The 23,876-nt window shown below is 42.0% G+C and carries 25 protein-coding genes, 1 tRNA gene and 1 riboswitch; of the genes, 7 read left to right on the top strand and 19 right to left on the bottom strand.

What is annotated here, in order from left to right; all coding sequences use genetic code 11:
* Window positions 1-315: 315 nt before the first annotated feature.
* The 10 genes from JCM19038_RS12365 to JCM19038_RS12320 form a co-directional block, all read right to left on the bottom strand.
* Window positions 316-1,785, bottom strand: coding sequence for a tripartite tricarboxylate transporter permease (locus JCM19038_RS12365; protein ID WP_042418410.1), 1,470 nt, complete (start codon window positions 1,783-1,785; stop codon window positions 316-318).
* Between the two features lie 50 nt (window positions 1,786-1,835).
* Window positions 1,836-2,294: a tripartite tricarboxylate transporter TctB family protein gene (locus JCM19038_RS12360; protein ID WP_042418408.1), complete on the bottom strand. Its 459-nt coding sequence runs from the start codon at window positions 2,292-2,294 to the stop codon at window positions 1,836-1,838.
* A 3-nt stretch (window positions 2,295-2,297) separates the two neighbouring features.
* Window positions 2,298-3,320, bottom strand: coding sequence for a tripartite tricarboxylate transporter substrate binding protein (locus JCM19038_RS12355; protein ID WP_042418407.1), 1,023 nt, complete (start codon window positions 3,318-3,320; stop codon window positions 2,298-2,300).
* A gap of 122 nt (window positions 3,321-3,442) precedes the next feature.
* Window positions 3,443-4,114, bottom strand: coding sequence for a response regulator (locus tag JCM19038_RS12350; protein WP_042418404.1), 672 nt, complete (start codon window positions 4,112-4,114; stop codon window positions 3,443-3,445).
* Window positions 4,107-5,588, bottom strand: coding sequence for a sensor histidine kinase (locus JCM19038_RS12345; protein ID WP_255343380.1), 1,482 nt, complete (start codon window positions 5,586-5,588; stop codon window positions 4,107-4,109). The genes JCM19038_RS12350 and JCM19038_RS12345 overlap by 8 nt, the downstream gene beginning before the upstream one ends.
* 264 nt (window positions 5,589-5,852) lie before the next feature.
* On the bottom strand, window positions 5,853-6,200 hold the full coding sequence (locus tag JCM19038_RS24490; RefSeq protein ID WP_042418403.1) for a TraB/GumN family protein: 348 nt from the start codon (window positions 6,198-6,200) through the stop codon (window positions 5,853-5,855).
* Entirely contained in the window at window positions 6,161-6,757 is a 597-nt protein-coding gene (locus JCM19038_RS12335; RefSeq protein WP_042418401.1) for a TraB/GumN family protein, read from the bottom strand. Before JCM19038_RS12335 ends, JCM19038_RS24490 begins: the two co-directional genes overlap by 40 nt.
* 381 nt (window positions 6,758-7,138) lie before the next feature.
* The gene (locus JCM19038_RS20940; protein WP_052361574.1) at window positions 7,139-7,585 is read right to left on the bottom strand and encodes a DUF4430 domain-containing protein; all 447 of its coding nucleotides are present in this window, start codon (window positions 7,583-7,585) and stop codon (window positions 7,139-7,141) included.
* A gap of 96 nt (window positions 7,586-7,681) precedes the next feature.
* A complete protein-coding gene (locus JCM19038_RS12325) occupies window positions 7,682-8,452 on the bottom strand; it encodes a PAS domain-containing protein (protein ID WP_042418399.1) in 771 nt (256 codons plus the stop codon).
* A gap of 169 nt (window positions 8,453-8,621) precedes the next feature.
* Entirely contained in the window at window positions 8,622-9,023 is a 402-nt protein-coding gene (locus JCM19038_RS12320; RefSeq protein WP_255343379.1) for an HXXEE domain-containing protein, read from the bottom strand.
* A gap of 355 nt (window positions 9,024-9,378) precedes the next feature.
* Here JCM19038_RS12320 and JCM19038_RS23710 point away from each other — a divergent pair, with 355 nt between their 5' ends.
* The 7 genes from JCM19038_RS23710 to csaA all read left to right on the top strand — a co-directional run bounded on the left by JCM19038_RS23710 (window position 9,379) and on the right by csaA (window position 14,081).
* Complete coding sequence (locus JCM19038_RS23710; protein ID WP_238554402.1) at window positions 9,379-9,729, top strand: amidase family protein; 351 nt, start codon at window positions 9,379-9,381, stop codon at window positions 9,727-9,729.
* The gene (locus JCM19038_RS23705) at window positions 9,708-10,001 is read left to right on the top strand and encodes an amidase family protein (RefSeq protein ID WP_238554408.1); all 294 of its coding nucleotides are present in this window, start codon (window positions 9,708-9,710) and stop codon (window positions 9,999-10,001) included. Before JCM19038_RS23710 ends, JCM19038_RS23705 begins: the two co-directional genes overlap by 22 nt.
* Window positions 9,902-11,296 carry an amidase family protein gene (locus tag JCM19038_RS12315; protein ID WP_238554401.1) on the top strand — a complete coding sequence of 465 codons (1,395 nt, stop codon included), beginning with the start codon at window positions 9,902-9,904 and terminating at the stop codon, window positions 11,294-11,296. The genes JCM19038_RS23705 and JCM19038_RS12315 overlap by 100 nt, the downstream gene beginning before the upstream one ends.
* Window positions 11,297-11,462: 166 nt before the next feature.
* Window positions 11,463-11,537: transfer RNA gene (locus tag JCM19038_RS12310), tRNA-Ala, on the top strand.
* Between the two features lie 173 nt (window positions 11,538-11,710).
* Window positions 11,711-12,196, top strand: coding sequence for a hypothetical protein (locus JCM19038_RS12305; protein ID WP_042418394.1), 486 nt, complete (start codon window positions 11,711-11,713; stop codon window positions 12,194-12,196).
* Window positions 12,197-12,210: 14 nt separating this feature from the next.
* Window positions 12,211-13,716, top strand: a complete 1,506-nt coding sequence (locus JCM19038_RS12300) for a serine hydrolase domain-containing protein (RefSeq protein ID WP_052361573.1) — start codon at window positions 12,211-12,213, stop codon at window positions 13,714-13,716.
* 32 nt (window positions 13,717-13,748) lie between these two features.
* Window positions 13,749-14,081, top strand: coding sequence for a chaperone CsaA (csaA, locus tag JCM19038_RS12295; protein WP_042418391.1), 333 nt, complete (start codon window positions 13,749-13,751; stop codon window positions 14,079-14,081).
* Window positions 14,082-14,138: 57 nt separating this feature from the next.
* Here csaA and JCM19038_RS20935 read toward each other — a convergent pair whose 3' ends face one another.
* The 9 genes from JCM19038_RS20935 to JCM19038_RS12250 form a co-directional block, all read right to left on the bottom strand.
* On the bottom strand, window positions 14,139-14,624 hold the full coding sequence (locus JCM19038_RS20935; protein WP_052361572.1) for a superoxide dismutase family protein: 486 nt from the start codon (window positions 14,622-14,624) through the stop codon (window positions 14,139-14,141).
* Window positions 14,625-14,733: 109 nt separating this feature from the next.
* Window positions 14,734-16,041: an NCS2 family permease gene (locus JCM19038_RS12285; RefSeq protein ID WP_042418386.1), complete on the bottom strand. Its 1,308-nt coding sequence runs from the start codon at window positions 16,039-16,041 to the stop codon at window positions 14,734-14,736.
* Window positions 16,042-16,137: 96 nt separating this feature from the next.
* A riboswitch (purine riboswitch) is annotated at window positions 16,138-16,239 on the bottom strand.
* 134 nt (window positions 16,240-16,373) lie between these two features.
* Window positions 16,374-17,066, bottom strand: a complete 693-nt coding sequence (locus tag JCM19038_RS12280) for a DsbA family oxidoreductase (RefSeq protein WP_042418384.1) — start codon at window positions 17,064-17,066, stop codon at window positions 16,374-16,376.
* 45 nt (window positions 17,067-17,111) lie between these two features.
* Entirely contained in the window at window positions 17,112-17,705 is a 594-nt protein-coding gene (locus tag JCM19038_RS12275) for a GNAT family N-acetyltransferase (protein WP_042418382.1), read from the bottom strand.
* Between the two features lie 60 nt (window positions 17,706-17,765).
* Window positions 17,766-19,310 carry a glutamine-hydrolyzing GMP synthase gene (gene guaA / locus JCM19038_RS12270; RefSeq protein WP_042418379.1) on the bottom strand — a complete coding sequence of 515 codons (1,545 nt, stop codon included), beginning with the start codon at window positions 19,308-19,310 and terminating at the stop codon, window positions 17,766-17,768.
* Window positions 19,311-19,421: 111 nt separating this feature from the next.
* On the bottom strand, window positions 19,422-19,808 hold the full coding sequence (locus JCM19038_RS12265; protein WP_193745121.1) for a DUF4129 domain-containing protein: 387 nt from the start codon (window positions 19,806-19,808) through the stop codon (window positions 19,422-19,424).
* Window positions 19,711-21,591: a transglutaminase domain-containing protein gene (locus tag JCM19038_RS12260; protein WP_052361571.1), complete on the bottom strand. Its 1,881-nt coding sequence runs from the start codon at window positions 21,589-21,591 to the stop codon at window positions 19,711-19,713. Before JCM19038_RS12260 ends, JCM19038_RS12265 begins: the two co-directional genes overlap by 98 nt.
* Window positions 21,591-22,778 (bottom strand): DUF58 domain-containing protein, encoded by a 1,188-nt coding sequence (locus tag JCM19038_RS12255; RefSeq protein WP_042418373.1) that lies wholly within the window; start codon window positions 22,776-22,778, stop codon window positions 21,591-21,593. The genes JCM19038_RS12260 and JCM19038_RS12255 overlap by 1 nt, the downstream gene beginning before the upstream one ends.
* Entirely contained in the window at window positions 22,775-23,731 is a 957-nt protein-coding gene (locus JCM19038_RS12250; RefSeq protein WP_042418370.1) for a MoxR family ATPase, read from the bottom strand. The genes JCM19038_RS12255 and JCM19038_RS12250 overlap by 4 nt, the downstream gene beginning before the upstream one ends.
* Window positions 23,732-23,876: the final 145 nt, after the last annotated feature.

Below are 23,876 nucleotides of genomic sequence, written 5' to 3'. Positions count from 1 at the left end.
CCTCCAAACGATACAAATTAGTTGTTATCGCTAGATTACTTCACTAGCCTCAACAGAAGGTCAACAAAAGCTTAAGCATTGGTTACAAATGTAGAATTCTTCAAATTTAAACAACCCGAGATCTTCTGCATGTAGAAGTTCTCGGGTTGCTAAGAAACTGTCACGTATTGTCTAAGTACTAACAACGAATAAATGACTTCTGCTCTTCAGGCTAACGACTCCTATAGACGTCTCAGACACGACAACGCATTTGGACTACATAGTGTAATTACACACGCAACACTGAATGAGTAAGATGACTTTGTCTACTTACTCTTACATAGACAATGATTGATTGTTCTTCTTCTTTTTCCGATAACTTTGCCAAAGAGGGAACAAGAATGAGACTGCAGCCAAAGCAAGTAACGTAGCTGACAATGGATTTGAGATAAAGATCGAGACATCATTACCTGAAATCGTCATCGCTTGTCGGAATGATTGCTCGAGCATTCCACCTAGGATAAACGCAAGAATAAACGGCGCTGCGGGGAATTGGAACATTCTCATTAAATAGCCAATCACCCCAAAAGCCAGCAATACGTATAAATCAAAGATACTAAAACTAATTGAATATACCCCAATGATACAGAACACGACAACCAATGAGATCAGCATCGGTCTTGGGATCGCTAAGATTTTTGAAATGTACGGGATAAGGGGTAAGTTCAGAATTAATAAGAATATATTCCCGATGTACATACTCATTATGACACCCCAGAATAGCGTGGGATTCTCTGTCATGAGTAATGGACCTGGCTGTACATTCAATACGAGTAAAGCCCCTAACATGACCGCAGTCGTTCCCGAACCTGGGATACCGAGACTAAGTAACGGCACAAATGCACCACTCGTTGCTGCATTATTCGCCGTTTCTGGAGCTGTTAATCCTTTAATGGAACCTTTACCAAATTCATCGGGATTTTTTGCGAATCGCTTTTCCGTCGTATAACCGATAAACGAAGCAATTGTTGCACCAGCACCAGGTAAAACACCGATGATAAAACCTAAAACAGATTGACGACTCATCGGTCCAACCATTTCTTTAAAGTCCTCTTTCGTTATTTTCAGACTACCAATCGTCTTCGCATTAAAGGTTGTCTTCTGGCGGTTAATAATTAACGCACAAACTTCCGCAAGCGCAAAGATCCCTAATGCAATCACTAAGAAATCGATGCCTTCCAATAAATTAGCACTCCCAAACGTAAATCGAACTGTACCCGTTTGCGCATCAATACCGATGGTTACGACCATAATTCCGAGTAACGCAGACATGAGAGCTTTAATCGTTGATCCTGAAGATAAGCTTGCAATCGCAGTCAGTCCGAGTAACATGAGTGCAAAGTATTCTGGAGGTCCGAACTGAATCGCAACACTTGATAAAACAGGTGCGAATAACATGAGGAATACAACACTTACTGTTCCCCCAATAAATGCTGCAATAGCTGCAATAGCAAGTGCTTTCCCTGCTTTCCCTTGTTGCGCCATAGGATACCCATCAAAAGATGTTGCAACGGTTCCGGCAACCCCAGGAGCATTTAGGAGAATAGAGGACGTCGACCCACCGAAGATCGCTCCGTAATAAACGCCTGCCATCATGACAAGAGCAATGGTTGGATCCATGTTATACGTCATCGGAATCATGATGGCAATGGCACTAATTGGACCTAACCCTGGCATAAGTCCAATAAATGTTCCTACAAAGACGCCAATAAACACAAAAAGTATTCCTTCTAAACTAATTGCCATCTGAAGGCACTTAATATTCCACTAAAATCAATCATCTCTAAGTACCCTCCCTAAAATGGCATGAATCCGGTTGGCAATCGAACATTTAGTAAAAACGTAAAGCTTAAATACAAGAAAAGTGGCACAAGAACTGAAACAATACTATTCGTCTTCCATTTTTTGTATCCGAGCATACGTGTGCAAACGAAAATAAATACGATAGAAGTTACTAAAAATCCACTAACCTCTAAAAGCGTAATGTATAAAAACGTCATGATGAACATACCGAGAATGTAACGCCAATCATTTTTTGCTTCAGTGCGTTTTTCTTTTTCTACTTCCGTTTCTTTCACAGGCATAAAGAAATAGAGAACAGAAAGAATGATGAGTAGAAACCCAGTAATCTTCGGTATTGTATCTGCGTCAATGACCGTATTCATAAAGCTAGGCAATTGAAAAGCTAGATACAAATAAAAAATGGCGATAATAATAAGAACAATAGAAACGCCACGATGAACGGTTAACGCCATGTGTTACTCACTCTCTCCGTATAGATCGAGCTCTTCTAAAAGCAGTCTCATCTCTTCATTTTGTTCCTCTAGAAATTGCTTATATTCCTCGCCGACCATAAAGTATTCATCCCATGAATACCGTTCTCTTACGGCATCCCATTCTTCCGACTCATTTAATTCAGTAAATGCATTTACGTAATACTCAACTTCAGCTTCAGTCATATCCGGTGGACCGAAAAATCCACGCCAGTTAACGAATACCTCATCTATTCCTTGCTCAATAGCTGTTGGATAATCTTCCACTGTGTCTCCTTCAAGACGTTCTTCTGCTGTTACTGCAAGCACTCGAACTTCACCTGCACGTACTTGTTCGATCGTTTCTGTCACACCTGTAGAATAAACGTCTACACTTCCATTTAATAAATTCGTCATCGCACTACCATCTTGAGCCGAAACATACGTAATGCTACCCGGGTCCACTCCAGCAGCTTTTGCGATATTGACGAATTGAACATGGTCCATACTTCCAGGTGCGGATTCTCCAACAACTGTAATTGAACTCGATTCATCTTGCATGTCTTCAAACAACTCATTTAAATCTTGCCACGGTGCATCGTCTCGTACTGCAAATGCTCCAAAATCAGCAATGACGTTAGCAATTGGCGTAAAATCTTCATAACTGTATTCAGATTGGCCATTTAGTGGAATTAAGAGTAATGGTGGGGATGCTGCAAATAAATAGTGGGGATCTCCAGCCTGATTCGCGATATAAGACCACCCTACAGCTCCTCCGCCACCTTCTCGATTAATAACGCCAATTCCGACATCAACAATACCTGCTTCTTCAAATGCTTGGGCTGCCATTCTTGCGGTTGTATCCCAACCTCCACCAGCACCAGCAGGTGCGACAAATTCAAGGTTGTTCGTCGGTGACCATTCCCCTTGATCCGATGACGCAGCTTCTTCCGACCCATTATCTGAACAAGCAGACAGCATTACCAACGTTAAAAACGAGCTTGCACTTACTGAAACTAATTTCTTCATGCTACCCCTCCTTTAGTTACTAACAGATACTAAAAGAAAAATCTTAGAATGTAACCGTTTACATCCTAAGATTCATAAGTAGCATAAACAATATTAAATTCATATTGTTCATAGCGGTCCGTTTATAAAGAAAAATAACGCCGTTCAGGTCGACCAACAATGCCGTAAATCGGCATGACTTTCGCGTGTTTTAAGCGAATTAAGTATTCAAGGTAACGCCTCGCTGTCGTTCTAGATGCACCTAGATGTTCACTTAATTCTTCTGCTGTGAGGCCATCCTGATGAGTCATTAATTGATGCCGTACTAAATCTAGTGTAATTCCATCAATTCCTTTCGGAAGCACTTTTATCGGTTCATATTGCTGTTGCTTATAAATGAGGTGATCAATCGTATCTTGATTGAACGTTTGCTGCGCTTCAATTGCATGAAAGTATTTTATATAACTCGTTAATGAAGACTTTAAGCGCTTTAAAGAATCTGTTTTTAAAATGTAATCATAAACCCCATATCGCAATGACTTTTTGATGTGCTCATCATGATTTGAAGCAGAGACAACAATCACATCTAAATTAGGTCGCAATACTCTGAATTCTCCGAGCCTCTTCACTGCAATATCATCAGGCAAATAAATATCTAATAACAATAAATCAACCTTATTCTCCTCTAACATCCTTTTTGTATCTATAATTGAATTCGTTTTCCCTATACAATTCAATTCAGCATATTGTTCAATTAGCGATTTATGGATATCGGCAATACGAAAATCATCTTCACAAATCAGAACGTCAATCATCGCTCTCCCTCCTTAACGTTTTAGGTAAATAAATTGAAAACAAACTTCCACCTTCTGGCAACGAGTGATGCTCAAACCATCCTTCAAAATGCGACACTAATTCTTCAACGATCGAAAGTCCAAATCCCCTTGAACGGCCTTTAGTGGAGAAACCACGTTTAGTAGTATCATATAAACTAGATGGTAATCCATTACCGTTATCACTAATTTCAAATACAACATCATCACCAATATCTGTAATAAAAACAGTGACTTGCGGCACTTCTTTCACTAGAGCTGCTTCCAAAGCATTATCGATAACGTTCCCAATGATTGAAATGATTTGTGATGAGCCCATATGATCTGGTAAAGGGTCTAAATGACTTGTCGGATCAACACGTAGTGTCACCTTTAATTCTGATGCTCTTCCTGCTTTTCCCATTAAGATCGCTTGGACCGTCGCATCCTTAATTGAGGTTGCAAGAACTTCTCCTTGTTCATCATGACGAGTTGTCTCTTCTTCAATGTACCGTTCTGCTTTTTCATAAAAACCTAAGTGCAAGTAGCCAGAAATAGCATACAATTTATTCGTGAACTCATGGTTTTGCGCCCTAAGATCATCAGAGTATTTCTTAATATCTGAAAGTGTGTTCGCCATTTCAATCATCTCGGTTTTATCTCTAAAAGTACAGACTGCACCACGAACATGTGCATTTCTTATAATCGGTTCACGATTAACAATATATACACGTCCTCTCATCGTTAACTCTCGATTATATTCTGCTTTTTTTTCGCTTAATACTTTCTGGATTTGTGCCCCTTCAATAATCTTGTCGATCGGTTTTCCGATAACATCCCCGCTAATTCCTAATAGCTTTTTGGCTGAATCATTGAGCGTTGTAATGAGTGCATCCGCATCGACAGCAATCACACCTTCTCGGATCGCCGCAAGCGTTGCTTGTCGTTCATCGTACATTCCTGCAATTTGGAACGGTTCTAAGCCGTACATATCTTTTCGTATACTACGAGACAATTGCAAACTTCCAATTGCTGCAATGCTAACGATGACAAGCGTAATAATCCCTAACAATCCAATTCTCTGCCAAATCGCTGCGTGAACGTCTTGAATCAAAAAACCAACTGAAACAACGCCGATGACTTCTCCATCTTCAGAACGAACCGCGGTTTTTCCTCGTAACGATTCTCCCCTCGTTCCTTCTGCTCGCGAAATGTAAGACTCGCCTTCTTTTAACGCCGGATCATTATCTCCTCCAACCATTGCTTGTCCGATTTTCCAGTAATCAGGGTGAGCTAAGCGGATTCCTTTTTCATTTCCTATAACGACAAACTCAGCTCCTGTTTCTTCCCTAAATCGTTCGGCATATGCTTGCAAGACGAGTGAAGGATTGTCATCGGTGTACGCCGCAATAACGGTTTCCGAATTTGCGATATGCACAGCTGTACTTAACGCCTTATCCCCAAGAGTCTCGTAAATATCTCTCGTTTCTAAGTAGCAAAAATGCTTGCCATAATGATTGCCACACTTGAAACGAGACTAACAATTAACAGCATAATTTTCGTGTGAATGCGCATCCTCATACGATTCCCCCTAACATGTACTTCGATTTCACACGTCATAAAAACCATACCAAATTTTCAGAATATGACAATAATAAAAATCTCTACATTCGTCGGTGTACGTAAATGAATCAAAGCAACAAAAAATGCACAACCAAGTCACTTAGTTGTGCACAAATCGTTAATTAATTCGCTCAACGCTGTAACCTTTCTCTTCTAGAAAATGTTGTACTCCAGGTTCGATAACATAATGAAATGTTCCAATGAGCGCCAAGTAAGTTTGACCGTCGTCTTCTTGAAGAATATCGTCAATGATCGTTGCATTTCGTTCGTTACGATCAAACAAATTTGTTCGGTCATATTCGTCGCCATAAGAGGCATCTTCCCACACGCCGATCATTGCTTCTTCGTCACCATGCATATACTTGTTGAAAAATTCGGCTTCATCTATTTCATCTTCTACATTACGATCTTGATTGAGCAAATACTCTAATTGCTCAACTTGTAGTTCATATGACTGCCCTTCCATTGCTTGTAGCTAATAATTTGCCCCTCTAGCTCACGAATCTCTTTGCCTTCATCATAGCCTCGCTCTAGATAATGATAGTCAACCCCTTGATCCAATGAGATTTGACCAGTCTCAACGTCTTCAAGCCCCATCACAAAGTACCAAGGTTCAATTTGTTCAATCATATCTTCTTGCATTCCCTCAGAAGCCATCACGTCTAAAAGAGTTTCGTAAGTCTCTTCATCCAGAACATCTGACAATACCCTACCATCATCAAATGTAATTAAATCCATCATCTCTTCTTCACTTAAACCACCTGTCGGGTCCATTCGAGGCCAGTCAATCTCTGGTAGTAATACGTCAGCCTCATCAAATGCCGCTTCTAACTCCTCATTTAATGGATAAATCTCTTCTATTCCTGCATGGATTGTACCTTGCAAATAGACCGTTGTCTCTCCTTCCTCAACCTTCCAGAGGAAGCCGCCTTCACCTTCAGTATCTATTTCAGTTTCTGTTGCTTGTTCAGTCTCTTCTTGTATATCAGCATCTGCTTCAACCTGTTCGTCATTATTGGTCATTTCTTCATCTGATGTTGCTTCATCATTTGTTGTCGTACAAGCCGTGAGTAAAAGTGAGATTCCAGCATCGCTACATATTTTTTCATGTGTTACGTCCTCCTGTCTGTGTACACGTCTTCGTGTTGCTTATCTATACACGCTTACCGTGACTCTAAAACGCCGTTGTTGCAAAGAGTACAGAACAGGTCGCCAAACGTCCGGGGACAGTCCCCCATCGCGTTACTGTGATGAAGATCTGTTATCATTCGGTAATGGTTCAGCACCGTACATTCATAAAAGTATTAACCTTATCACTTTAATACGCTAAAGCAGTGGGGGGGCTGTCCCCCACTGCTTTAGCGGACTAAAAAAAGCGCGGATCGCCCACGCTTTTTCTTCTTCCTACCACTCTGCAAAGTCAAAGTGAACTTCATCTTCAGGTTCTAATTCGTAATCTGCAGCACCTTCAAAAATCTCTTCTTCGTTTACTGTGTACGTCCAAAAGTAGCCGTCAGCCTCATTTGAATCATATCCGTTAATCCCTTCAATGAACGTTTGATCCGCATCTGTCGACAGCTCAAAATATTCATCCATGACTTCCATGAGGTTATCTCCGTCAGAAAACTCTACCGTACTTTCTTCAATCACTTCTTCACCATCTTCGGTTAAAATGATCGTCGCTTCGTACGTTTCTTCTGTTGCATCCGTTGCTGCTTCATCATCAGTCGTTGCTTCATCTTCGGCTTCTTCAACCGGTTCTAGTTCTTGCTCTTCCGGTGCTTCCTCATCCGTTGCGCAACCGACGAGTAGAGTTGCTACAAATCCTACTGCTAACCATTTTTTTAACATATGTAATTCTCCTTTTCCTTGTCCAAATGTTATTGTACCAGTATGTGCCGGAACAATCATGTCAAAAAAGCACGAATGACCTCCGCGCTTTTTGAATTAATGCTTTAGCAACCGCTCGAGAATGTGCTTTACGGACGTTGCCGTTTTAATGTTGTGGTTTTTAATATCTGTAAGATTGACGGCTTGAATAGCCATATCAGTAGACACACCACTTAATTGCATTTCTGTACCAAGTAAAGATAGAACAGATTTCAACTTCAAAATCCCTTCCATCTCATAGTTACGCAACTTCGTTAATCCTGATACATCAAGAATGAATGTTTCCACTTTCGTTTCACCAACATATGCGGAAGCATCACGGAAGATTGATTGGAAGCGTTCTTCACTCATTTCTCCAATTAAAGGCAATACCGCTATGCCATCTAGTAAAGGTACGATTGGAAATGATAGTGATTTCACTTCTTCAAGTGATTTCTCGTAATTTTGTTCGATTTCCTTACGCTCTGTCACATCTCGTTGAACACCAACGAAATAATGCTTGTCCTCGTCTTCTATATAAAGCGAATCGACCGACAGGCTATTCCAAAACCTCGTGCCATCTTTTTTATAATTGACAAACTCTACAAAAACCGATGTTCTATTTTTTATTCCTTCTCGTAATCGTGCAACTTCTGATCTGTCCGTTTCTTCTCCTTGAAGAAATCGACAGTTCTTGCCGATAATATCTTCTTGCGTATAACCCGTCATATCTACAAACCCTTGGTTCGCATAAACAATTGGATTATCTTCCAAACTTGGATCCGTAATTAATACCCCTGCACGAGTATAATTAAGTGCTTCAATGATTACATTCGTATTATTTAGCATCCAGTAGCCCCCAGTACTTTATCATTTTAGCACCATTCTTATTGTGAATCCATAACGAGAGGTCATTACATCGGTTTAATCGACGATAAACAATCCAAAGCACTGGACTACATGGGATACTGGTATTGCTAAGGTATAAAAAACCAACACTTCCTCTAATCAATACCTCTTACACTTCTGATAAGGAAATCAGTAAATACGAGGTATATGGAAGTAATAAAAAAACAGCTGTGTATAACCCTGGCGAGTATGTTTTAAGTACAATTGACTGTAGAATATGCACAACATTATGTATCATAACAACGAGTAGAAAACAAAAATACAAGCCATCGACCCACGCATTTCCAAACCCTATCACTTTTAGTAATGTGACCGTGCTCGTGATGAATAGAATCCATACATCTCGTTTTGCAAATGAATGTGAATCAATATTCCAAAACCTCCAAATTATCCTTTTTAGAGGATGGTCAATTAAATGTTTCTTACTGTCTGCCCACTTCTCAACAGTAAGAATCTCTTCGAAGTCATGAAACATAAACACGATGACGAACAGCCAAATAGAGGTTATCATTACGGGGTCTTGCATCCACTCACTTCCTTCTTTTTGTTGAGGTTCTTTAAATACGTATGATTACTATTTTTTGTTTCATATTATTTCCAATCAAAGTAATAATCTTGACATTTCACTCCAATTTTCACTTATCCTTCCCCCGAACTCCTTCCTATTTCATTTAAACTAACTTCTACAAAGAAGACAGGTTGATCTTGATCTACAACACTATCTCCTTTGCACGTTCGACACGGGCATTGGGCATATCCTCAGCGCTCGCAGTCGAGGTTAGATAATCTAACAAACTAGTCGTCTCCATCTTCAATCGTTTGATACAAAGAATAAGAGAGATAAAAACGAGGAGAGTGACGACGTTATGCGAGCACATACTTACTTGAATGTTAAAAGAGCGGCATTTCTATCGGTTTCAGCTCTTGCATTATCCATCGCTTCAGTAACACCAGCAGCGGCAGAACAGCAATTTGAATTGCTTGAAGTTACCGTCTCAGATTTACAAGAAGCATATGAAGACGGGACATACACCGCTGAGCAAGTGACACAGAGCTACTTAGAACGAATTGAACTCTATGAAGACCACTATAATGCGTTTACATTTCTAAACGATCAAGCATTAGAAGAAGCTAGAGCTTCAGATGAGCGAATACAAAACGGCGAAGCGGTGCACTCGAAGGTGTACCTGTCGTCATTAAAGAAGCTGTTGACGTAGAAGGGTTTCAGTCGACTTTCGGATGGGAAGGATTTGGACCTGACTCATCAATTTCAATTGACCCAGAGCTAGATGCACCAATCGTACAAGATTTACGAGCAGAAGGTGCAATAATTGTCGGAAAGACAAACATCCCTGCGTTTAGTACATCGGGTACTCGAGCGGATACGAGTTGGCAGGTGATACGTACAATGCCGTTGATCGTGCACTTGCACCAGGCGGTAGTAGTAGTGGAACTGCAACAGCTATATCTGGAAACTTCGCAGTCTTAGGGGTTGCTGAAGAAACCGGTGGTTCCATCCAAAATCCAGCTGCTGCTCAATCCTTAGTAAGTGTTAAACCTTCGTTTGGACTTGTTCCAAACACAGGCACGACACCACTTGCTGCCAATACGCGTGATGTACTTGGTCCTCATTCGAGATCGGTTGAAGATGCAGCGATTATGCTCGATGTGACAGCTGGCTATACCGTACAAGATCCTAAAACAATCGCAGCAATTGGTAACATCCCAGCGGATGGCTATGCAGACGACCTTTCTGAAGATTCGTTAGAAGGTAAGCGGATAGGATTGTATGGCGAAGGATGGCGTGACGAGGCACTTTCTGAGGAAACTGAAGAACTTTATGAACGTTCAATTGAAGAGTTAGAGGCTCTTGGAGCTGAAGTAGTCGAAGACCCGTTTGCAGATTCTGGGTTTATTGATGTGATGGAACAATACGGCAACATCGGCTATGAAGCGTTAGTTAGCGATTTCCAAGCGTATTTAGATCGATTAAATCCGAGTGGCGACCTTCCATCGATTGCCGAGCTTTTTGAACAAGCTGAAGAAGTACCGTGGGCTGAAGGTGGACCACTCGCGCACTTCGGCAATCGCGGGGTAGACTTTGAAAAAGATTTACAGAATCCATACGACATTCCTGAACAAGTCGAATTTACGAAGGCACGTACCGCCTACCTTCACATCGTGGACCAAGTGATTGAAGAGCATGACCTTGATGGGTTTGTTTATCCACAAATGTCGGAAGAGATCCCAAACCTTCATGAAGGTGATCACTCCGCAACAACGGTTCCTGAGATTAATATGAGTGGTCTACCACTTGTAACCGTTCCAGCTGGCAATTATGAAAGTGGCTCTCCATTCTCACTTGCGTTCTTTGGGGAAATGTGGAGCGAGCAAGACTTGTTAGCGATGGCTTATAGCTATGAACAAGACACGAATTACCGTGAAGCTCCGGTTCTTGAACAACCTGAGCAAGACGAATCTGTAATTCGAAACATCCAACCAACGGAAGATCAAACGCTTCAAGCTGGTGAATCGGTGCGTGTATCGTTTGCAGGAGAACCTGGACTTGAAGCTTCATTCGCTATACGTATCCCGCTTTTTACGAGAGCTGCTGCACCGACAGAAATCATGATGCGTGAAGTTGAAGAGGGTTACTATGAAGGCTATTGGACGGCAACAAATAATCTGCAAGTCGACGGCGCAGAAATAGAAATTAAAGCCATTAATCAAGAGGGACAAGAATTTCGTGAAGTTGCTGAAGGAAGACTAAGTATTGAACAATAACGAAACACTCGTATGATGGCACAATCAACATGATTGTGCTTTTTCTCTTTTAATAGGTTTCTCCATATTCCATTTACTGAGCAACTGAACTTGTCAAAAAAACTCGAAAATTCCTTGACGATCGCGAAAGTTAACTGGTATATTTTTAATTGTTGTTATCATTCTTGGGGCCATAGCTCAGCTGGGAGAGCGTCGCGCTGGCAGTGCGAAGGTCAGGGTTCGAGCCCCCTTGGCTCCACCATAAACCTGTTACTAACGTATCTTTACAACCCAATGTGAAGGTACGTTTTTTATTGTTGTTCTGAGTAGCTCGTCCCTTTTCCCTGTTATCATTTCTTATCATTAGCTTGACCTTTTCGTATGCAATAGAGATGATATGAATAGTTTCACTATTCTAACTTTAAGGGGTGTGCTATGAAATCCATCTTGCAACTAACATTAACCATTGCTCTCATCTTTTCACCCGTCATGTTTTCCACTGATCTTGTTCATGCCGAAACAGAAGTGACTGATGCAGCGCTGACAGAACATCCGTCCGTGACGCTTGGCGACATCCAGTTAGCCATCTCACGACTTGAACAACAAGGTCTCCTTACCGATCGTCGGCTAGCGAACGAACTACAACGGGAGCTCACCGTCATGCGTTTTTTCATTAAAGATCCGACCGACGAGAAGCTTCATTCGTACATGCTTGAATTTCAACAGTCACTTGCCGAATACCGTGATCATAGCCGTCTTAATGAGACGACTTACGAGCAATTACGCACGTTAACCAATTACTTTCTTCATCGGCATGACACGTTGTACTTTTCATATGATTCCGATTGGGCAGACCGGCTAGAGACAACACAACTTCGCTATGTCCTTCCTGAAGAATCGACCTTAACGATGACGAACTAAAGAAAGCTGAAGATGTGATAACCTCCGGACTTCAAGATCAACTGTACCCCGGTGCTGTCACACTCATTGCTAAGGACGGAGACATTGTATTCCACGAATCGGTTGGGGATTCATACAAGTACGATGCAAACGGTGAGCCACTTTCTAGCGAAGACATGATTACAATGACGAACGAAACATTGTTTGATCTTGCTTCGTTAACGAAAACATTTACAGCAACTGCCATTATGCAACTCCATGAGAAGAATCGCCTCTCCATTGATGATCTAGTCATTGATTACCTTCCAGAGTTCTCTACGCATCCAGAAAAAGACACGATTACAATTGAGCAACTGCTTACTCATACTTCCGGTCTTCCAGCCTCAATTTCATTAGCCAACTATGATGAGCAAGAAGAAATGTGGGGCGCCATACTGTCTTTGGAGACGGTTTATACACCCGGAGCACAAATGATTTATAGCGATGTTGGTATGATGATTCTCGGTAAAATCGTGGAAGTTGTGAGTGAGCAATCGCTCGATTCGTATGTTGAAGAATGGATTACAGTTCCTCTCGGCATGACTGATACGATGTTTAATCCGAATAGAGAGCTACATACCATTGCTCCGACTGAATACAGCCCTGATCGCGGACTCGTTTGGGGAGATGTTCATGATGAGAAAGCCGCTGCATTAAACGGCGTTGCCGGTCACGCCGGTCTCTTTAGTACTGCCTATGATCTTGCAATCTTTTTACAAACGATGATTAATGGTGGCAGTTATGGTGATGCACAAGTGCTGCAACCTGAATCCTTGCAGTTAATGATGAAAGATCAAATCACAACAGAATCGCATCTCGGTCAAAGCTTAGGTTGGAATGTAAACCGTGGCTGGTTTATGGCTGGTCTTTCTTCACCATCGACCGTCGGTCATACCGGATTCACAGGTACTTCATTTGTCCTCGATCCTCTGACTGACTCGTTTGTTATTTTCTTAACGAATCGTGTACATCCTACTAGAAACGAAGGTTCTATTAATGGCGTGCGCCACGACCTTGTTCAGCAATTCATACGTTCCATTCCATATAGTCATCCACTTGGAGGTCACACTTGGTACTCTGGTATGACTAGCCATGCGAGTAGTGAGCTCGTTTTCGAATTTGACACTTATGAAACAGACCGTCTAGTCTTTGATACTTCCTTTGATATTCTTAATGATATCGCACGTGATCAAGGCTTCGTAGAACTTTCAACCGATGATGGTAACACATGGGATATACTGCCTGTAACGATTTCCATGGATGACTATACAAAAACAATGCACCATTCCTGGATTGGCTCAACGAAAAATCATTGGGTTGAAGCACAAGCCTCAATTGAACATCTAACAGAGGAAGAAATACTCATCCGTTTTCGATATGTAACGAGTGGCTCTAACGGAAAAGGCTGGTGGATTCGTCCGTCTAATCCAGAGAATTGGAGCTTAGTGAACGATCAGAATTGGTCACTCATTGAAACTGAGTTAGAAGTTTCGGTACACTAAGTAAAAAACAAAAGAGGAGACATTGAACACCTATGGCTACCATTGAAGATTTTTTGAAATTGGATATGCGCGTCGGTACAGTTCTTACTGCTGAGCCGCTCGCAAAAGCGAAAGTTCCAGCAATTGCAATGACTATTGATTTCGGTGAAGAAATTGGTGTTAAACAATCAAGTGCACAAATTACCGCTCGGTATGAACCTGAACAAATGATTGGTCAGCAAGTGACGGCCGTCGTTAATTTTCCACCTCGCAAAGTTGCAGGCTTTAAGTCAGAAGTCCTCGTCATCGGCGCAGTGCCTGAAAAAGGAGACGTCGTCTTGCTCACCCCTGACCAACCCGTCTTAAACGGAACACCCGTTGCTTAAATTACGAAAAACTGCCGACGATTGGAATACCTCCATTTCGGCAGTTTCGTGTTAACTTCAATATTGCACTACGCCACACGCAATCCGTTCGCCTCCGACTTGTAAAACGAGCGAAGATCCTTCCTCAAGTGCCGGATTTGTGAGATCCATCGTATCTAAACTGGCATGTTCAGCGACCAAAGAATCACTGTAGCGTCCGTTATTGTCGGTTCGAATACTCGGCAACTCTCCTGCAACGTTTTGCTTATCACTTGTAGGATTGAATACATCACCTGCACTCGTAAACAGCGGTGCTTCACACGTTGCATACTCATGGAAATTAAATTCATACGTTCTGTTCGGCTCTAGACCCGAAACACTAAAATGAACTCGAACGCCTTCATCGTCAGTTTCAAAATAGGCAAGACCAATTCGTTCTCCTCCACTATTCGTTAGCGTTGATGTAAATGGACCTACATTCTCTGCTTTTACGTGATCCGTAACTGTTGTTACGAACACGATGGCTATCACCATCAAGGCGAACTGTCGTGCAACTCGTTTCATTCGTTCTTCGTTCCTTCCTCTATGTAACTGGCACTATTTTGTCCGAGTTGGCATCGATTTACTCATAAAAAAAGACAAGCGATTGATGATCGCTTGTCGACGTTTAGAGTTATAAGAAGAACAAATATCCAGCAAATACGAAGAAGAGGAAGTACATGATCGGGTGAACTTCTTTCCCTTTTCCTGCAAGGATCATTGTGATTGGGTAGAACATGAACCCAAGTGCAATCCCGCTCGCGATACTATAAGCAAGTGGCATACCGACCACAACAAGAAATGCTGGAATGGCAATTTCAATTCGATCCCATTCAATAAGGCGTAAGGCGGATGCCATTAATACACCTACGATAATCAAAGCAGCTGCAGTAACGTGTGACGTTACAACTTCAAGCAACGGTGAGAAGAAAAGTGAAATCAGGAAAAACCCTGCCGTTACAATCGCCGTAAATCCAGTTCGTCCACCCGCTGCAACACCAGCAGATGATTCGACATAGGCCGTCGTTGTTGACGTACCGAGAATCGCACCAACCGACGTAGCTGACGCATCAGAAAGTAATGCGCGCCCGGCGTTCGGTAATTTGTTATCTTTAATGAATCCCGCTTGATTTGCAACCGCATAAAGCGTTCCTGCTGTATCAAAAAAATCAATGAATAAAAACGTAAGTACTACAATTGAGAGTTGCAAGATCATTTCTGTCGTCCACTGAACTTCACCTAAATGAGTAAACGCGGCTCCAAACGTTGGTGCTAAGCTTGGAATTGAACTAATAATACCAGAAGGAGGTGAAATAAGACCGAAAAGCATCCCGGCAACCGCTGTGATCACCATACCGAAGAATACTCCGCCCTTAACGTTAAGTACCATTAAACAGGCAGTCACAATCACACCAAACACAGCTAAGAACGTATAAGGATTTCTAAAGTCTCCAAGACTAACGAGTGTCGCTGGATCTGGAACGATAATTTCAGCGTTTTGCATCCCGATAAAAGCGATAAACAAACCGATACCAGCGCCCGCCGCATACTTCATCTCAGCTGGGATTGCATTAATAATGACTTCACGGATTTTGAACAACGTAATAATTAGAAAAATAATACCAGAAAGAAAAACTCCGAACAAAGCAATTTGCCAATCAATCCCCATACCTAAAACGACAGTATAAGCGAAGAATGCATTCAAACCCATACCTGGTGCTAGTGCAATTGGGTATTTCCCCCAAACCCCCATAACGAGTGAACCAATCGCTGCAGCAATGGCCGTTGCAACAAAGACTGCGTTCGCATCCATACCCGCGTCACCAAGAATCAGTGGGTTAACCGCTAAAATGTACGCCATAGCAAGAAACGTCGTGAAACCGGCTAGCGTTTCCTTTTTATACGATGTGTTGTGCTTCTCAAATTCAAAGTAATTCTTCAACCTCTTTGCCCCCTGATTGTAAGTTCTGATTTCCTCAAAATAAAAAAAGTCGCTGCCTAAAAGCAAGACGACCGATCACTTTTGTAAGAGTAAAGAAGTCAAAAGTATACCGATCATAGTCAAGACATTTACGGTGTCTTGGTAGAGACTTACAAGCCATATCCTTGTTGTTATATGAGGTATCATTGATGATTTTGTCTATAATTATACTATCAGCCTATATCATTGAAGTCAAGTAAAATACGAACATTAAAATGACTAATTTACCATTCGTTCGTATTTAAGTCCTAATCACAAATAAAAAAAGAACCCCATCGCTGAGGTTCACTTAATTAGCAAGATTCATCCGTGCACGCCTCGCCTTGGTTCATCACTTTGAGTCCTTGATCTTTCTCTTCATCGTGCACTTTGTTCAGCACCTCAAGGAACGATTCAGGCGGTTGGGCACCAGATACGGCATACTTACGGTTGAATACAAAGAACGGAACGCCTTGTACACCTAATTGAGCACCCTCTTGGATGTCTTGTTGTACGGCTTCTTTGTACGCACCGCTTTCAAGAATCGTCAATGCGGTTTCTTTATTTAGTCCCACTCGTTCTGCAAGAACGGCTAATTGTTCGTGTTCACCGACGTGCTTCCCTTCGATAAAGTACGCTTTTAGCAACTCTTCTTTCATCTCAGCCATTTTGCCGTGTTCTTTTGCGTAATGAATGAGACGGTGAGCGGATTCTGTGTTCGTCGGTTTTACGTCGTCCATATGATAATCAAGGTTAACATCGTTCGCTTGTTGGACGACTTGTTGTTGCATCGCTACAACTTGTTCTGGCCCTTGACCGAACTTCTTCTCAAGTTGTTCATTTAACGTCTCGGTTGTGTGTACGTCAGCGTCCGGTTGGAGTTGGAAGCTTTTGTACGTCACCTTGACGTTCTCTTTATCCGAGAATTGATCTAAACCCATCTCGAATTTTCTTTTTCCAATATAACAAAATGGACATGCAATGTCCGACCATACTTCAATATTCATGTTAAATCCCCCTTAATCATTTACGATAATTGATTTGTGACCTTCTTACAAAGAATTTGCTCGAACGCTCCGTTTCATGTATTGTTTCCGCTGATTTTCACTTAAATTAATAAACCATAGCTTCTCTTTGCCCATACTATACGTCTCAAACCCTAATGATTCGTATACAGAGATTGCACCTTTGTTCATTTGATACACTTCTAAAATAAACTCAGTGTAAGGTTCATGTTGTATGAGATGAGTAATAATCGCATGGGCAACGCCCTTTTTACGATGATTTGGTGAGGTTGCAACGTCTTCAATGTAACATTGATCGCTTTCAATCGGCACTGGCTTTGTTTTAATCGCTTTTGCGAACAAATATCCTTTCAGGAAACCGAAAGCTCGAACCGATCGGATCAGTGTACTTACTTGCGAATAACGATGCTTCGTTGAGAAAGCCGCGAGCCCTATTACTTCTTCATCAATCATCGCAACGTAAACGTGATCGCTTCTAAAACTATCGGCAATATCTATTGAAAGAGAACGCTCATCTTTATTAAAGATTGCAAGATCTTCTTTAAACGATTGAATTAATACGCTCGCTGCTTGTTGTTTATAAGACACATCGAGTTGATCGAGTCGCTTAATTGTATACATGTACCTTCCCCCTCACCAAAAAAGAGATGCCTAAAATTATTTAGGCATCTCCATTATACGTTATTCCCACTCAATCGTCGCAGGTGGCTTACTCGTAATATCGTAAACAACGCGATTGACATTCGGTACTTCGTTAACAATTCTTACTGAAATTTCTTCAAGAACGTGGTGCGGGATTCTCGCCCAGTCTGAAGTCATTCCATCAATGGACGTTACGGCACGAACGCCGACTGTGTAATCGTACGTTCTAGAGTCACCCATAACGCCTACACTTCTCATGTCCGGAAGTGCTGTGAAGAATTGCCAAATCTCTTTATCTAAACCGTGTGCTTTTAAAACTTCATGAAGAACTGCATCTGATTCACGTACAATCTCGAGCTTGTCTTCTGTAATTTCTCCAAGTACGCGAATTCCAAGACCTGGTCCTGGGAATGGCTGACGCCAAACGAAGTTCTCTGGCAAACCGAGCTCTTTACCAAGCGCACGAACTTCATCTTTGAAGAGTGTGTTTAATGGTTCAATTAAGTCGAGGCGCATCTCTTCAGGAAGACCACCAACATTGTGATGTGACTTAATTGTTTCTGCTGTTGCCGTACCACTTTCAATCACGTCGGTGTAAAGCGTACCTTGTGCTAAGAAGTCCATGTTCTCTAGCTTGTCCGCTTCTTCTTCAAACAGGTAAATAAACTCATTTCCGATAATTTTACGCTTTTGTTCAGGATCACTGACACCACTTAATTTCCCGAGGAAGCGATCTGCTGCGTCAATGCGTACAACTTTAATATCGAATTTTCCTTCGAACATTTGCATAACCATATCGCCTTCGTTCTTACGAAGAAGACCGTGATCAATAAACATACACGTTAGTTGATCACCAATGGCACGGTGAACGAGCATCGCAGTAACGGAAGAATCAACCCCACCACTTAGTGCACAAAGCACTTTCTTGTCGCCCACTGCTTGTTTAATCTTCTCAACTTCCATATCGATGAAGTTCTCCATCGACCACTCGCCACTTGCGTTACATACTTCATAGACGAAGTTTCTGAGTAATGCATTGCCGTGTTCTGTGTGACGAACTTCAGGGTGATATTGTACTCCGTAAAGGTTCTTGTCAACGTTACTCATTGCAGCTACCGGGCAAGATGGACTCGTTGCATCAACGATAAAGCCTTCTGGCGGTGCAACGATTTTGTCACCGTGACTCATCCAAACGAGTTGCTCTTCTGGTAATCCTTTATGAATCTTTACGTCACGATTTTGTACAGTCATTGTTGCTTTTCCGTATTCACGGTGGTTAGCAGCTTCAACCTTCCCACCGAAATCATGCGTCATTAACTGCATTCCGTAACAAATCCCAAGAATTGGAACTCCTAATTCATAAATCTCAGGGTCACAACTTGGAGCGCCTTCTACGTACGCGCTGTTCGGTCCACCCGAGAAGATGATCCCTTTTAAATCGAGTTGCTTTAACTCTTCCGCTGTAACTGTATTAGGGTACAGTTCACTGTAAACACCTAAATCGCGAATACGTCGCGTAATCAATTGATTGTATTGCCCACCAAAATCGAGCACTGCAATCGTTTCGTTTATTTCCTTATTCATCATTGCACCTCGTGAGTTTATGATCAAGACATTGTCTCGTGTCTAAAAGATAGACGTTTCGCTTATAAAATACGAACATAATTTTATCAATAACCTTGGTAGTGGTCAATGTTATCTCGCGATCCGACTGTGAACATCCCGCAACAGTTGGTGATATTGCTCGTTCGTTCCATCTGTAATGGACGAACGCTCTTTTCCATAATACAAATCTTCATACTGACGGGTTAATCGCGTGAAATTCTCATTATCCAACCGTTGATCGATCCGATTCGCGTATTCTGATAATGTCTCGTATTTATTACGCTTAAATCCAGTAAATTTGAGTAACCATAGGAGTGATAGATACGCTCGTTGGAACTGCTCAGTGCTTTGTATATTTTGATGTTTACGCTTCATCCAGTTAATGATAATACGCTCTCGCAAGAAGAAAACGATGATCCCACCTAAAAGCATCACACTGATCAATCCGATTAATACTGGCGATAGCTCCATCAGCATTTGAACTACCCGCTGCTGCACTTTCTTCTTCCTCATTAGTATCACCTTCATCGAGCTGTTCATCCTCTAAAGGATCTGGAACATCACGATCATCTAAATCAGGTGAATCTGAAAGCTCTAAGTCTGTATAAGCATGGTTCGCTTCATTATTAAATCCTGGTGTAGGCTCAAATGGAACCCAGCCAACTTCTGGAAAATAGACTTCAACCCATGAATGGGCGTTTGCGTTTGTAACTTGATACGTACCGTCTTCAACTTCCTCACCAGGTGTGAAGCCTTTCACCCAGCGAGCCGGAATGTCTTGACTTCGGAGCATGACGACCATTGCCGTAGAGAAGTTATCGCAATATCCAAATTGACTCTCAAATAAAAACTGATCCACATAATCCTGTCCATCTTCAGGAATCGGGACATCTTCCGTTTCATACTCGTATTCGTTACGCAAATGATCTTCTACTGCTCGAACTGCACGATAACGATCTGTTTCTCCATCGGTAATCTCTGAAGCTAATTCCGTGACACGTTCCGGCAACTCTTCTGGCGTTTGTAAATACCTCAATTCAATTCCTTCAGGATCCCTAGCATCACCTTCTTGGAATGGCACACCTTGCATGCGTTCAATTGAGAACTCAGCTTCTCGATATGAAAGGTTCATCCCTACTTCTTCATCGTATCCTGATCCCATTTCAATACGTCCACTAATTGCATCCACAAAATAATTCAACGGTTGTTCTGCAGACGTTGCCTCAAAAAATTCACCTTGTGCAAAAATGAGCTCTCGCGTTTGGAAATGCGGCGTATATCGGAGCGTCGCTTCGTTCTCTTCTACGTCTGTTTGTTCTTCGTATAGATTAAGCTCGCCTTGTTCTTCAACGGCTTCTCCGTGCTGTTCTGACTCCCAACCATGGCCTGTATAAATGTGCTTAGCCTCACCTCGCCAATAACCAGGGTCCTCCACTTCAGCATACATGACCGGTGATTCGTCTAATTCAAAACCTCCACCGAGTCTGTCATCATGCTCACCGTATCCAATTCTGCGATTTTCAGTTGAGTATCCTTCTCCAAACCCACCTGCTGCCTGTATATAAGGAACAGGGTTTGGCCATTGTGGTGAAAATTTCGGTCCGAAGAAGGCAACACTACCTGCTACGAAGATGACAAGTGTCGTTCCAATCGACCAACGCGTCCAATCACGCCATGATATGTTCGCGTAAACCGTGCTTAACCGTGACAACTTCAGATAAGCCAGCAGTACAAAACCGATTACAACGAGTCGAATCATTGCCCATGAACCTTCATACATCGTAAATGTGTCTAAGATTGCTACGTAAATGACTGAACAAGCGAAAAAGAATAAGATTCTCTTTACATAAATCACCCAATAGTAAATCAAGAAACTCATGAGCATGAGCATAATCATAAAGAGTAACGTTCGAAACATTGGCGATAACGTTTGCCATTCACCTGTTAGAAGCAAGTTACCTTGGGAGACCGCTTCACTAATAAATGTCTGCCACCAAGCCAATGACATAAAGGTTTCGGTAAAGAAAATGACGTCTAAGCATACTAAAATTGCAAGTACAACAAGTGGCAAGCGCAACCACGTAGACATCGGGATCGCACTCAGAATAAAGAAGAAACCTGCCAACATGAGAAATACAAGCACGTAACCTGTATCTGTAAACTGCGGAAGTGGAAATAGCCACTCAGCCAGTAATAAAAACCCTAATACGTATAAAACAGCTAAATGGGGGTGGCGGAACAATGAAGTATCTCTACTCATTATGAAGCTCGCCTCCTACGTTTATCTTTCTTAGTGATCGGCATCAAAAGCGGATGGACGTCCAATTGTCTGAGTACACGACCTGCCTTGTTCCCGTCATCTCCGTAAAGAACAATGAGCTTGTACCCTCTTGCAGCCAACTGTTTTAGTTTTGCAGTCGTTTTCTCAGTCACTGTCGGCGCAACGTAAACGATCGTACGTAACAAAGAAAACGATCGATGCAGTTGAACATTCTCATCTAAGTCGACTCTCTCGACACTCGTTAACACGTTCATCACTTGTCGCAGTTGTTTTTGTTCATACGTCTTGTTGAGTGCAAGTGGTGTCGATGAGATTGCTGCAAAGTTCATAATATCTTTCTCAGTAAATGAATGGTGCACAAGCCCTGCAGACCATTCAACAGCTGTCTCTAACTGCTCATCAGTCTCCGCGCGGCAATCGAGCAATACAGTAAACCCTTTCGGGTCTTCAGTATCAAATTCTTTAGTCGCGAGTTCTCCTCGTCTTGCGGTTACTTTCCAATCAATGGTTGATAAGCGATCGCCTGGTGCATACTCACGTAAATGTGAGAAATCGAGTGTCTCATTAAATGTCATGCGCCGACTCGAATTGCCTTCGTTTTGCAATTTAATTGCTTTACGAAGACTTGAGAATGCAATGGGCAAGCTTGCGCGCTTTGGATAAACGCGAATCTCGTTGTCTACCCGAACGATTCGTCTTCGTTTAATAAGACCAATCATGTCACCAGTCTCAAGCTCCACTTCTGTAAAGGTGTGTACACCCCGCTGGTCACCACGAATCACATAACTATACGTTTGTTTCTTTTTAAAAAGCATAAAGAAAAACGATCCTGGATGACTTTCAACGCGAATGGAGTTGGGAGGTGCATCGTACACTCCAAGGTAAAAAAGCGGAATCGGTACGTTCTTTGTGATCGTAACTTTTACCGTTGCATGATCGCCATTCTCAAGATACGGCTTTTGAATAGACCGATCTACAGAAATGAAGCGAAGTGGAAAAAGTGCAGTCACAAACCCTAACACAACAACCGTTGTTACACTATAAAAGAGGAACCAACTAATAAATCCCCCTTGAAACATGGCGTAACTATACAAAATGACTAACATTGATAAAAGAAGTAACGTCCTCACCAACTGCTTAATCAGTGAGCCGATTTTTCGTTTCATCGCACAAAGTCCTTCGACGCAGTAGGAACACTTACTTTACGCAATACCTGTTCAATTTTCTCTGCATCTTCAGATTGTGCAGAAAGTAAATCGGTATCGACAACAAGACGATGACCGAGTACATAAGGTGCAAGATACTTCACATCATCTGGCAACACATAGCTGCGACCTTCAACATAAGCAAGCGCCTGACTCGCACGCATAAGAGCAATAGCACCACGTGGACTAACGCCAAGCTCTACGCCTTCGAGCTGACGTGTTTCCCGTACAAGCGAGACGATGTATTGCTTAACGGCCCCGTCTACATAGACTGCTGGAACTTCTTTTTGCATAATGACAAGATCGTCCACATGAATAACGGGTTGCAAATGATCAATTGGATGGCCATGTTCAGTCATTGAGAGTAATTCCAACTCATCTGCTTCTGTAGGGTAACCCATCTTGATTCGAAAAAGAAAACGGTCCAACTGTGCCTCAGGCAAAGGATACGTTCCACCATGCTCAATTGGATTTTGTGTTGCCATTACAAAAAATGGATCGTGAAGCTGGTGTGTTTCTCCGTCAATTGTCACTTTTCCTTCTTCTAATGCCTCTAAAAGAGCAGATTGTGTTTTTGGTGACGATCGATTAATCTCGTCTGCTAACACAATGTTGCCCATGATTGGTCCAGCACGAAATTCAAAGGTTTGTTTGTCTTGATTGTATATTGAAACACCCGTAACATCAGATGGTAATAAATCCGGTGTGAACTGAATTCGACGAAACTCAGCATTTGTTACTTTAGAAATCGCACGCACGAGCATCGTTTTCCCTACCCCTGGTACGTCCTCAATCAATACATGCCCTTTCGCCAAGAGCGCAATCACAGCAAGCTTTATCGTTTCCCGCTTCCCGATGACGACTTGTTCTACTGCTTCAATCACTTGTTGTATTTGCAAGTTTGGTTGAGTCAAACGAAATTCCTCCTCGTGTCTAGTACATATCTATTATCATATCATTAAACTGTCCGTAAGCATTTTGTTATTTCTCACCAACTCTTGAGGACGTGCGCAATTCTCATGCCTTCTTCATAAGATGTAGATGAATTAATTGACGATT

This window comes from Geomicrobium sp. JCM 19038, assembly GCF_000698125.1.
GTDB lineage: Bacteria > Bacillota > Bacilli > Bacillales > Marinococcaceae > Geomicrobium_A.
This window is presented reverse-complemented; position numbering and strand designations above follow the sequence as displayed.